The sequence below is a fragment of the Bacillus sp. FSL K6-0069 genome (assembly GCF_038007785.1).
Taxonomy (GTDB): Bacteria; Bacillota; Bacilli; order Bacillales; family Bacillaceae_G; genus Bacillus_A; species Bacillus_A mobilis.
In genome coordinates, this window is sequence record NZ_JBBOXN010000001.1 from 4,991,355 (window position 1) to 5,004,454 (window position 13,100).

Below are 13,100 nucleotides of genomic sequence, written 5' to 3' on the forward strand. Positions count from 1 at the left end.
CATATAAATTTCATTTACTATCTTACTGCCCCCACAATTTATAGACTCCTCTCACAATAGTTATTTCACTATTCGTGACACTTGTCCTTTCGCTTGAAAAACACATATTCACTTTATTCTATTATACGTCTAGTTCTTCCTATTTTTTGCTGAATATACTATCAATACAAACTTGAGACAAGCTACTTGTTCAAGGGAAAATAGAAAGGTAGGAAAAATATGAGCATTGAAATATGGATTACTATTATTGTATTCTTCTTAACGATGATTGTTATCTTTTGGCGACCTCGTGGTTTAAATGAGGCGTGGCCAGCAGCAATTGGCGCTGGCATTATCCTGATTACTGGACTTGTATCAAGACCAGACGTCGTGGACATTATTAGTAAAATTGGCGGTGCCTCCATAACAATATTAGCGACCATCGTTATGGCGGTTATATTAGAGAGTTTCGGTTTCTTCCACTGGTCCGCAGCGAAACTCGCAAACTTAGCAAAAGGCTCCGGTCGCCGCTTATACTGGTACATTCAATTACTTTGTTTTCTTATGACTCTTTTATTCAATAACGACGGTAGTATTTTAATTACAACACCAATCCTAATTTTACTACTGAGAAATCTTAAATTAAAACCTCATCAACAAATCCCTTATTTATTAAGCGGCGCTTTAATCGCCACTGCCTCTAGTGCACCAATCGGTGTAAGTAATATCGTAAACTTAATCGCATTAAATATCGTTCATATGACTCTTTATATGCACACAGCAATGATGTTTGTACCAGCAACATTAGGACTACTATTTATGTCATGGCTTATGTATACAGTTTTAAAGAAAAAGCTACCAGAAAGATTACCTGTTTCTTCATATGATATTGAAGAAATTTTCTTCACGAAAAACTTCCATCCGTTAAAAGGAAAAAATTCTGTTGATACGAAACAAAAACGTACAAAATTTATGTTAAAAGTATTAGGCTTCGTCTTCCTTATGCGCTGTCTTCTATTCGTTGCATCCTTCTTATCGATCCCAATCGAAATTGTTGCTGTACTCGGTTCACTCACTCTTCTCATCTGGAGATGGTACTACTTACGAACAAACCCTGTCGATATTTTGAAAAAGACACCGTGGCACATTTTAATTTTCGCATTCTCTATGTACGTCATTATTTACGGGCTTCACAACGCAGGATTAACAGCGGCGCTTGTAAATTGGCTTGAACCAGTTGTAAGTCAACATCTACTCTATGCTAGCTTTGCAATGGGTGGACTCGTCTCCCTCCTCTCTAACGTCTTCAATAACCATCCTGCACTTATGATTGGTACAATCACATTAACAGAAATGGGACTAGACCCAGTCACATTAAAAACTATCTACCTCGCAAACATTATTGGTAGTGACATCGGTTCACTATTATTACCAATCGGTACGCTAGCTTCCCTCATTTGGATGTATATCCTGAAACAAAACAAAATTAAAGTAAAATGGAAAGACTATTTAAGTGTATCCCTTATCGTTATCCCTCTCACAACAGTCGTCACATTATTCCTCTTATACTACTGGGTACACCTCTTCTTCGCCTTATAGACAATAGAAGCCCGCTTTGCTACCGTCTTAGCAAAGCGGGCTTCTTCTATATTTAAGTTAGGTACTACAGTGTGATCAATCAAGTAAAGAGGTGTAACGTGTTATTGGTATAAATGACTACCAGTGTCTTTAAATTCTTTTGCTTTCGCTTTCATTCCTTTTTCAATTGCTTCTGTCGTTTCTAAATCATTTTCTTTCGCATATTCACGAATATCATGTGAAATTCTCATACTACAAAACTTCGGTCCACACATGGAGCAGAAATGAGCTGTTTTCGCGCCTTCTGCTGGCAATGTTTCATCGTGGTATTCCATCGCACGTTCAGGATCTAAAGATAAATTAAATTGATCGCGCCAACGGAATTCAAAGCGAGCTTTTGAAAGTGCATCATCACGCTGATGAGCCGTTTTGTGCCCTTTCGCAAGATCAGCCGCATGCGCAGCGATTTTGTAGGTAATAACTCCCTCGCGAACATCATCTTTATTCGGTAAACCTAAATGTTCTTTCGGCGTTACATAACAAAGCATCGCCGTTCCAAACCAGCCAATCATTGCAGCCCCAATTGCGGATGTAATATGGTCATAGCCTGGTGCAATATCTGTCGTTAACGGCCCAAGTGTATAGAACGGCGCGCCCTGACAAATATCAAGTTCTTTCTCCATATTCTCTTTAATTAAATGCATCGGTACATGCCCAGGTCCTTCAATCATCACTTGCACATCATGTTTCCAAGCAATCTTCGTTAATTCACCAAGTGTTTCAAGCTCAGAAAACTGCGCTTCGTCATTTGCATCTGCAATCGAACCTGGACGTAATCCATCTCCAAGAGAGAACGAAACGTCGTACTGCTTCATAATTTCACATATCTCTTCAAAATGAGTGTATAAGAAGTTTTCTTTATGATGGAATAAACACCACTGTGCCATAATTGAACCACCACGTGAAACGATACCTGTCGTACGCTTTGCAGTAATCGGAATGTAACGAAGTAATACGCCTGCGTGAATCGTAAAGTAATCAACACCTTGCTCCGCTTGCTCAATTAACGTATCACGATACACTTCCCACGTTAAATCTTCTGCAATTCCGTTTACTTTTTCCAGCGCTTGATAGATCGGTACAGTTCCGACTGGTACAGGCGCGTTACGAATAATCCACTCACGCGTCGTATGAATATTTTTACCTGTAGATAAATCCATAATCGTATCTGCACCCCAGCGCGTTGCCCACGTCATCTTCTCTACTTCTTCTGCAATAGAAGAAGATACAGCAGAGTTTCCGATATTTGCATTAACCTTCACGTGGAAATTACGTCCGATAATCATCGGCTCTGCTTCCGGATGGTTAATATTCGCTGGTAAAATGGCACGGCCTTCCGCGATTTCCTTACGAACAAACTCAGGCTCTACTCCTTCGCGAATCGCAACATATTCCATCTCAGACGTAATGATACCATTGCGTGCATAATGCATTTGCGTAACGTTTGCCCCTTGCTTTGCTCTAAGCGGCTGGCGATCCATTTGCGGAAAAACAGGTGTATGTTTCGAAGCCACTTTAACACCGTCATCCTCTGGTTTCACTTCGCGCCCTTCGTATGCTTCTACATCTCCGCGCTCCAAGATCCAAGAATGGCGCGGCGTTGGAATTCCCTTTTCCAGCTCCACTTTATACGCAGGATCTGTATAAGGACCGCTCGTATCATATACACGTATTGGCGGATTCGGAATGCCGTTCGTTTCACTTTGTTCAATCTCGCGCATCGGCACTTTCATACCCGTGCGTGGTCCATCCACATACACTTTCTTACTTCCTGGTAAACTCGATTTCAATTCAATTTGCTCAGCTGAAACAGACTGTTTCATAACCTTTGTTGCCCCCCTGTACGTGACAAGGACGAGATATGGCCAGCGTATGCCAAAATAAAAAGAGCCAGGTCCATAAAAAAATAAGGACCTGGCTCATAAAGACATCATTATGTAAAGCCGTTAACTTCCCTACGCTGGTACGAGCCAGATCAGGTCCAAAGGGTTAAGAAGTTCACACGCTTCTCTCTCAGCCTACGCATACGTTAGGCACCCCTAGTTTATCACTGATTTAATTTTCAATACTTTCCCATCATACACGATAATCTGAAAAATGCAAAGTTTATTTCCTTTGTTGTTTATGGAATCATCCACGTTAAATAATATGCCTGTACATACGTCATAATACCAACAATAATTACGAAGAATAAACTATGCTTCACTGTAAAGCGGAATAAATCTGATTCTTTTCCAGCAAGTCCAACTGCCGCACAAGCGATTGCAATCGATTGCGGAGAAATCATTTTTCCTGTTACACCGCCCGTTGTATTTGCTGCAACGAGAAGTACTTCAGATACACCGACTTGCTGCGCTGTAATCGCTTGTAAATTCGAGAACAGTGCATTCGCTGACGTATCGGATCCTGTTAAAAACACACCGATCCAACCTAAGAATGGTGAGAAGAACGGGAATAGTCCGCCAGTTCCTGCAAGTGCTAATGCTAATGTAGAAGATAGACCAGAATAGTTTGCGATAAACGCGAATCCTAATACGAATCCGATAGATAGAATTGGCATCTTAAGCTCATTTAACGTTTCTTTAAATGTTACTACTGCATCTTTTGCACTCATTTTCAAAATAAAGATAGAAATGATACAAGCAATTAAAATTGCTGTTCCCGTCGCTGATAAAATATCTAATTTCAAGATTGCTTCATAAGGCGTCGGTTTATTTACAATTGGCTCTGCTTTCATTACGAGATTGTGTAAGCCTGGAACTTCAAACTTAAACACAAAGCTTTCTAGTGCGCCGCCTGGAGCAAATAACGCTTTAAAAAAACTTTGGCTCCAAATGACTACCATCACAGTTAAAATAATGAATGGAGACCATGCTTTTACTACTTTTCCTACTGTTAGTTTCGGCATAGATGTCGCCGTCGTTGCCGCAGCTACTTCACCATTTGCTTCTTTAGACTGATAAATCTCTTTTGGTTGCCAGACTTTTAAGAATAGCGATAAACTCACTAAACTTACAAGTGCTGACGTAATATCCGGAAGTTCAGGTCCTAAGAACGTCGCTGTAATGAACTGCGTAATTGCAAATGAGCTACCTGCTACAAATAGAGCTGGCCATGTTTGTCTTACTCCTTTAAATCCATCCATTAAAAAAACGATAAAGAACGGAACAAATAATGATAGAAACGGTAATTGATGTCCAGCCATCTGTCCAATTTTATGTGGATCAATACCTGTTACTTGTCCAGCAACTGTAATCGGAATTCCCATCGCTCCAAACGCTACTGGTGCCGTATTTGCAATTAAACAAAGACCCGCTGCATATAAAGGATTTAACCCAAGACCTGCAAGAAGTGCTGCCGTAATCGCTACTGGTGCACCAAATCCTGCTGCTCCTTCCAAAAATGCTCCAAATGAAAAACCGATTAAAATAACGAGTAAACGATGGTCATTTGTAATGGATAATACAGATGCACGAATGACATCGAATTGACCTGTTTTCACAGATATTTTATATAAAAATACCGACATAATGATAATCCAAGCAATTGGCCATAGTCCGTATAAGAAACCATATCCGGTCGCTGCCATCGCCATTGTGAACGGCATCTTATAAGCGAATAACGCCACTAAAATTGTAAGTACAACTGTAATAAATCCTGCCACATACCCCTTCATGCGGAAAACTGCTAAAGCTAAGAAAAAAAAGATAATCGGAATAAGTGCGACCGCTGCCGAAATCCAAATGTTTCCGAACGGATCATAAACTTGTGTCCATGTGTTCATTGTTCTCTCCCCCTAAAGAATCCCCTTTTAAATAGAATAACCTCATCAATAGACTATCAGGTCATCATACCTTTAAGTCTAAAATAAAAAACGTTTAGGAAAACGTTTTCATTAATTTTATCACAACAATTTCCATTAAAAAAGATTTTTTTGAAAATTTTATTATTTACTATAGAAATCTTACAAAAACGTCACGTTCTTGTAATGTTCATCGATAGGAAGCTCGCTACATTTCCTGCATAATAAAGGTATAACAACGGATATTATTTATGAGGTGATATATATGAACGGAAACAAAATATTAGCAGCTTTATCATACTTTAGTGTATTATTTGCTCCTATCTTATTCCCTATCATTGTTTGGATTGTGGGCGATTCTGAAACAAAACCACACGCAAAACGCGCTCTATGGACACACATCATTCCAAGCATCGCGTCATTTATTGGATTCATTATTCTAGGAATTATGGGCATCGGATCGGATCAACCAGACGTTACACTTGGAATTGGAGCAATGATTGTCTTATGTATTTGCGGCATTATTAGCTTATACTACTTCATTTGGAACATCGTAAAAGGTATTAAAATACTGAAAGCTTAATTTTAAACAAACGTTTGATTAAAACAGCATGCATAATAATAAATAAAGTGAAACTTTAATCAGTGGGGGTTTTCTTCATCCCCCACTGATTATTAGTTGAACCAATCGGACTTTTAGGGGCAGTTGATCCCCCACCTAAATTCTTTGCTTTCGCTGCATTTTGAGGTGGGGGTCTTACTGCCCATTAAAGCGGGATAAAAGATTATCGATGATACGACAACCTTTTAATAAGAAAAAACCGTCCCAAAATACCTTTTGGGACGGTTTTTTTATCTTCTACGTTTCTTCTTTTTTCTCATCATCTTCTTGCGGCGCGTATTCACTTTATCCGCTATAATGTGAAGCGTGCTTGCCACAACAATTCCCATTACGAACGTTATAATTTCAACCTCATGTTTCTTCGCAATTTCTATTAAATTCCCGTCAAGTGCGATTACATTTAATAGGAATAAAAACGGAGAAAATACAATTAACATGTATGCAATACGAATCATATCACCAAGTATAATTGTATGTGTAAAGAAGGATCGATGCGGCATTACCTTCTTATACGGATACCAAAATATACGTAAGAATCCCCATTTATTATACGCATTACTATACGTATCTAAATCTGGCGTTAAAAATGTAGTACCTACTAAAAAGCCAATTGCAAAAGTTAATAAAAAATCAAAGTTTGTTAATCCATACGAAAAGAGCATAAACAAAACAACCGGAAGGGATATTAAGTTTATTTTCGTATGCGTTCTTCCTGATGGCATAATGCACTTCCTCGCTTATGTTCGCCCTGTCACCATATGACAGTTCTCACCTATTGATCTAATTTCTGATCGATAAAGGATGTGTCTATATCCGAACCAAACCATTCTGCCAACTTCACTCGTGCCTTATCTTTCACATCTTCATTGACGTATATTGACGCTTGTAATAGCGCAGCCATTAACGCCCCTAAATCATCCGTATAACCAATTCCAGCAACGAAATCTGGAATCGCATCAATCGGTGCAATAAAATAAGCAAGTGCTCCAATTACAATAATTTTCACTCGTTTTGGAACATCCGGTTTCTGCAAAACGTAAAACAATAATAAACTTGCATAAATGACCGATTGCCCTGCTTGCTTTGCAACATGTTTCACTTTCTTCCAAAACGCTTCAACTGAAAATTTTTGTTCCATGTAAAAGCCTCCCTATTTTTAAAAAGAAATAAGCTACAATATGTTATCAGTAAAAGTTCATCAAAATTACACATAATCTATCAATGAACTTTCATTGTAACAAACAAACGAAAAAAGAACAAGTGTTCGTTAATTTTCCTGTACTCTCCTTCATATAATAGGTTTCTAGATAACCGCTTACCCATCGTCATTTCTTATTTCTCAACAAAGAAAATTTTCAATTCCACTTAACATTCTGCTCTACCTTTGTTATATTTTCTAGTTGACGGACATATAAACGAATGTTAAAGTTTTCTCTGGTAGTGACAAATCTCATACAAAAAATGTAAAATGTTATAGTGTTTCTCAGAAATGAATTTTGTTGTATAATACAGAAATGACGTTATGCTTATGAGCAGCACAAGAAACCAAAAGGGTATGCATAGTTATAGTCGTATATGGGTGAATATAGAACCTCTAATTATGGCCAAGAAAACTATGTATTTTTTATTTTAGCATTTTTCGCTCCAAAATCGACCAAGCCTGATAGAGAAAGGGTGGAAATGAATGAAAGAAACCTTGAAATCACAATTTCAAAATGTGCGTTTCACTGTATTCGTAGCTTTAGCCGTATGGTTGAAGACATATATTATTACACGCACAAGCTTTGATTTAAAACTTGAATCTTTCATGCAAGAATTCATTTTATTCCTTAGCCCATTAGCAGCATCATTACTGCTTGTTGGCCTTGCATTATTTGCAAAAGGGAAAAAACGTAACTATATAGCACTTGGAATTAATTTTGTCTTAACAATCATTCTTGTTGGTAACGTAATGTTCTACGGATTCTACAATGACTTCGTTACTTTACCTGTACTAGGACAAACATCTAACTTTGGAAGTTTAGGTTCTAGTGTGAAAGAATTGTTTAACTACAAAATTATCCTTGCATTTGCTGATATTATCGTATTCTTCATTTTATTGAAGAAGATGAAGAATTTTGCACCGACAGAGCGTGTAGCACGCCCAATGCGTTCCCTATACTTCGTGTCAACAGTTGCTATTTTCTTCGCAAACTTAGGACTGGCAGAAGCCGAGCGTCCTGAACTATTAACACGTTCATTCGACCGCGTTATGCTTGTTAAAAACTTAGGTTTATATGTACACCAAGTATACGATCTTGGCTTACAAGCAAAATCAAGTTCACAAAAAGCTTTTGCTGACGGTAGTAAGTTACAGGAAACAGAAAACTACGTAAAAACAACACAAAGCAAACCAGATCCAAATATGTTTGGTACTGCAAAAGGGAAAAACGTAATTGTTGTCTCTCTTGAGTCACTACAAACATTCTTAATTGGTGCAACAGTTAACGGACAAGAAGTTACACCATTCTTAAACCAATTTACGAAAGAAAGTTATTACTTTGATAACTTCTTCCATCAAACTGGGCAAGGAAAAACATCAGATGCTGAATTCTTAGTAGATACTTCCATGTATCCACTAGACCGTGGTGCTGTATTCTTCACACACGGTAATAATGAATATACAGCAACTCCAGAAATTTTACGTGAGCAAGGATACCACACATCAGTATTCCACGCGAACAACGCAACATTCTGGAACCGTAACATTATGTATCCGGCACTTGGTTATGATCGTTACTACAACGAACTTGACTACAAGATTACACCAGAAACGAAATTAAATTGGGGATTAAAAGATATCGAATACTTCGATCAATCTATCGATATGTTAAAAGAAGTGAAGCAACCGTTCTATACTCGCTTCCTTACTTTAACAAACCATTACCCATTCACTTATGATGAAAGTACGAAATTAATCGATGAATACAATTCTGGTGATGGCGTATTTGACCGTTACATGGTAACTGCTCGCTATTTAGACGAAGCAATGAAACACTTTATTGAGCGTCTAAAAGCAGAAGGTATTTACGACAACTCAGTTATCGTATTCTACGGTGATCACTACGGTATTTCTGAAAACCATAACCGTGCAATGGCACAGTTTTTAGGAAAAGAAGAAATCACTGCATTTGACCATATGAACTTACAAAAAACACCGATGTTTATTCACGTTCCAGGTCAAAAAGAAGGTAAAACAATTTCAAAACCAACTGGTGAAATTGACATTAAACCAACAATTCTAAACCTACTTGGCGTAGATTCTACGAATCAAGTTCAATTTGGTCATGATGTATTCTCACCTGATAATAAAGGATTCGTCGTTCTTCGTGACGGTAGCTTCATTACAGATAAGTACATGTACACGAACAGTACATTCTACGACCGTACTACTGGCGAAGTTGTACAATTACCAAAAGAAGAATCTCAACCACTTATTGATCGTGCACAAAATGAATTGAACATGTCTGACAAAATCATTGAAGGTGACTTACTTCGCTTCTCTGAAAGTAATAAGACCAAAACTGGTGAAGTAAAGACAGCTATTAAAGAAGAAAAGAAGAGCGCTGAGTAATCTCAGCCTCTTTTTTTATATTTCTCCATACAATCACTTATATTCATTAACTGTAACATTACATAACCTTTACCAAATATTCACATAGGATTAATGAAACATCTCTATAATAAAATATGTAAGCGAGGTTCTATATATTTCTTATCTCTCATCTTTAATAAGATCCCTTAAAGAAATATATGAATCGTTTATTTCTACTTTCTTATAATTGTCTTTCAATGTGTTTTGTTTCCATACACAAAACATTCAATAAGACGATGTCCCTATGAAAGATAGCTACCCTCCTTGTGCAGCATTCCATAAGAATGTTGCTTTTTTTTATTCAAAAGCAGGATTCTTATTTCTTATTTTCGAATTTGTATATACAAAATGCTGTAAATCACTACTACTTCTCTACCATTTACAAATACATATACGTCATATGTAAAGAAGTACTCACATAAAAATTACTATAGTGATTTTTATTCCGAATGAAAGCTTCACTTTACTTATGCACTTACGAAAGGATGGGACGGAAATTGGCATATGAAAGATTTGTACTTTGGAATGATGCAGTTATTGATACAACGAAACAAAAATCGTACATAGAACTTGAAGAAAGAGGCTTACAGTTTGGAGATGGTGTCTACGAGGTTATTCGCCTATATAAAGGGAACTTTCACTTATTAGATCCGCATATCACAAGATTATATCGCTCCATGGAAGAAATAGAATTATCACTCCCTTTCTCAAAAGCAGAACTTATTATCCTACTTTACAAACTAATTGAAAGTAATAATTTCTACGAAGATGGAACAATTTATTTGCAAGTATCCCGTGGTGTACAAGCTCGTACCCACACATTCTCATATGACGTCCCGCCGACAATCTATGCCTATATTACGAAGAAAGAAAGACCCGCGTTATGGATTGAATATGGTGTACGTGCTATATCAGAACCAGATACGCGCTGGCTACGCTGTGATATCAAATCATTAAATTTATTACCCAATGTATTAGCTGCTACGAAAGCTGAACGTAAAGGATGCAAAGAGGCCCTTTTCGTACGAAATGGTACCGTAACTGAGGGCAGCTGTTCTAATTTCTTTCTCATAAAAAACGGAACTCTCTACACACATCCAGCCAATCACCTTATTTTAAATGGCATCATTCGTCAATATGTCCTTTCTTTAGCGAAAACCCTTCGCATTCCGGTACAAGAAGAACTTTTCAGCATTCGCGATGTTTATCAAGCAGATGAATGCTTCTTTACAGGAACGACGATTGAAATTTTGCCGATGACTCACCTGGATGGAACTGCAATTCAAGATGGGCAAGTTGGCCCTATCACAAAAATTCTGCAAAGATCATTTTCTCAAAGCTTGCTACAATCCAATATGTCTTCTTAAACACGAATAATTTCTTTTCTTTCTACATCCAATATATGTATTTAAATGGAAATCAAGGTATAGATTTATGCCTTGATTTTTTTTTGTAATCTTTTTGTCATATTCAGATTACCGCATAAGTCTTGACAGTAATCGACATGCTCTTTAGAATTTTTAACAGTTGGTAAATATTTCTTCACTACATTACAGACAGAAAGGAATCGACAAATTATGAAAAAATACCTTGCCGGTCTTGCGGCAGTGTCTGTAGCAGGAGGAGCAGCACCTACACTTGATAGTGTTCAAGCTGCCCCTGAACAAAATACACAAAAAGCTGCTACACAAACTGTCCAAGCTTCCGCATCAAACAGCTCATCTTATACGGTAAACACTAGCGTATTACATGTTCGTGCAGGATCTAGTACTTCTCACGACATCATCTCACGCGTGTATAACGGTCAATCTTTAAACGTGGTTGGCGAAGAAAATGGTTGGTTCAAAATTAATATTAATGGACAAACCGGCTTTGTTAGCGGCGAATTTGTATCAAAAAATGGAGCAAGCAATACTAATGTAAATACATCAGGTGGAAACAATAAAGTTACTGCTGATGTATTACGTGTACGTACTGCTCCAAACACTTCTAGTTCTGTTTCAGGACGTGTATATGAAGGACAAACATTAAACGTAATTGGGCAAGAAAATGGTTGGGTGAAAATCAACCATAATGGACAAGTAGGTTATGTAAGTAGCCAATTTGTGTCTGGTGCTTCTTCAAATACGGGTTCTTCAAACAACAATACAAATAATAACAACCAAGAATCTGTAAAACCAGCAAGTGGAAACTATACAGTAAATGTATCTTCCCTTCGTGTTCGTACAGGTCCTAGCACTTCTCATACAACTGTAGGTTCTGTTGCAAAAGGACAAGTCGTACAAGTTGTTGGCGAAGTTCAAGATTGGTTCAAAATCAATTATGCTGGACAAACTGCTTACGTAAGCAAAGACTACGTAACAAAAGGCGGTTCTAACGACAACGTTACACAAGGAAACAACCAAGATAACAAACAAGAACAAAACAATAATGTAACTGTTCAAACTGGCGGTACTTACGTTGTTAACGCAACATCTCTACGCGTTCGTACAGGCCCTGCTGCTTACCATAGTGTAATTGGTGGCGTGTTAAATGGGACTACATTAAACGTAGTTGGATCTGAAAACGGTTGGTTTAAAGTAAACTATCAAGGGAAAACAGGCTTCGTTAGTAGCGAATTTGTAAAATTCGTTAAAGGTGGCACTGCTACTCCTGAGCAACCAAAACAACCTGAACAACCTAATCAAGGTGCAATTGGTGACTACTACATTAATGCTTCTGCCTTAAATGTACGTAGCGGCGAAGGTACAAATTATAGAATCATAGGGGCTCTTCCACAAGGACAGAAGGTTCAAGTAATCTCTGAAAACTCTGGATGGAGTAAAATTAACTACAACGGCCAAACTGGTTATATCGGAACACGTTACCTTTCTAAAACACCAGTGGGTGGCGCAGTAGATAATAAACCTAACAACAACCAAAATAACAACCAAAATAACAATCAAAACAATAATAATACAGGTAATAATAGCGGCGATAGTTCTTCCATACTTGCATATGCAAAAGGAATGCAAGGCGTACCATACGTTTGGGGCGGTACTTCTGCTAACGGTGTTGACTGTAGTGGCTACATTTACCACGTATTTAAGAAATTTGGTCATAACATTAGTCGTCAAAGTGTTGCGGGATATTGGGGTAGCCTACCACAAACTTCAAATCCACAACCAGGTGACTTAATTTATTTCAAAGACACTTATAAAGCTGGTCCTTCTCATATGGGTATTTACCTTGGAGGCGGATCGTTTATCCAAGCTGGAGATAAGGGTGTAGCAATTGCTTCACTAAGTAACTCTTATTGGAGTAAGCACTTCTTAGGGTATACGAAAGCACCTTAAGTTATATTTTTAGAGCCTTCTAGATTACTAGAAGGCTCTTTTTAATGTGTATAACCTATTTCCCTCAAAAAATAATGTATCTATTTTCCT

General features: G+C 37.7%; 9 protein-coding genes and 1 riboswitch. Of the genes, 5 read left to right on the top strand and 4 right to left on the bottom strand.

Annotation, left to right across the window (positions count from 1 at the left end):
- Positions 1 to 219 precede the first annotated feature (219 nt).
- Positions 220 to 1,578 carry an arsenic transporter gene (locus tag MHB74_RS25815; protein ID WP_061679356.1) on the top strand — a complete coding sequence of 453 codons (1,359 nt, stop codon included), beginning with the start codon at positions 220 to 222 and terminating at the stop codon, positions 1,576 to 1,578.
- 101 nt (positions 1,579 to 1,679) lie between these two features.
- On the opposite strand, the gene thiC is transcribed toward MHB74_RS25815, so the two are convergent.
- Positions 1,680 to 3,440 (bottom strand): phosphomethylpyrimidine synthase ThiC, encoded by a 1,761-nt coding sequence (thiC, locus tag MHB74_RS25820; protein ID WP_061679357.1) that lies wholly within the window; start codon positions 3,438 to 3,440, stop codon positions 1,680 to 1,682.
- Between the two features lie 112 nt (positions 3,441 to 3,552).
- Positions 3,553 to 3,668: riboswitch (TPP riboswitch) on the bottom strand.
- 71 nt (positions 3,669 to 3,739) lie between these two features.
- Positions 3,740 to 5,401, bottom strand: a complete 1,662-nt coding sequence (lldP, locus tag MHB74_RS25825; RefSeq protein ID WP_061679358.1) for an L-lactate permease — start codon at positions 5,399 to 5,401, stop codon at positions 3,740 to 3,742.
- 283 nt (positions 5,402 to 5,684) lie between these two features.
- Here lldP and MHB74_RS25830 point away from each other — a divergent pair, with 283 nt between their 5' ends.
- Positions 5,685 to 6,002, top strand: a complete 318-nt coding sequence (locus MHB74_RS25830) for a DUF4870 domain-containing protein (protein ID WP_061679359.1) — start codon at positions 5,685 to 5,687, stop codon at positions 6,000 to 6,002.
- A 269-nt stretch (positions 6,003 to 6,271) separates the two neighbouring features.
- Here the strand turns inward: MHB74_RS25830 and MHB74_RS25835 are convergent, their stop codons facing one another.
- Positions 6,272 to 6,763, bottom strand: a complete 492-nt coding sequence (locus MHB74_RS25835) for a metal-binding protein (RefSeq protein WP_061679360.1) — start codon at positions 6,761 to 6,763, stop codon at positions 6,272 to 6,274.
- Positions 6,764 to 6,813: 50 nt separating this feature from the next.
- Complete coding sequence (locus MHB74_RS25840; RefSeq protein ID WP_061679361.1) at positions 6,814 to 7,179, bottom strand: YkvA family protein; 366 nt, start codon at positions 7,177 to 7,179, stop codon at positions 6,814 to 6,816.
- A gap of 546 nt (positions 7,180 to 7,725) precedes the next feature.
- On the opposite strand from MHB74_RS25840, the gene MHB74_RS25845 reads away from it, so the two are divergent.
- From MHB74_RS25845 to MHB74_RS25855, 3 genes are all read left to right on the top strand, one after another.
- Entirely contained in the window at positions 7,726 to 9,654 is a 1,929-nt protein-coding gene (locus tag MHB74_RS25845; RefSeq protein ID WP_061679362.1) for an LTA synthase family protein, read from the top strand.
- A gap of 506 nt (positions 9,655 to 10,160) precedes the next feature.
- Positions 10,161 to 11,042 (top strand): D-amino-acid transaminase, encoded by an 882-nt coding sequence (locus MHB74_RS25850; RefSeq protein ID WP_081110354.1) that lies wholly within the window; start codon positions 10,161 to 10,163, stop codon positions 11,040 to 11,042.
- Positions 11,043 to 11,252: 210 nt separating this feature from the next.
- Positions 11,253 to 13,010 (top strand): C40 family peptidase, encoded by a 1,758-nt coding sequence (locus MHB74_RS25855; RefSeq protein WP_061679364.1) that lies wholly within the window; start codon positions 11,253 to 11,255, stop codon positions 13,008 to 13,010.
- Positions 13,011 to 13,100 lie beyond the last annotated feature (90 nt).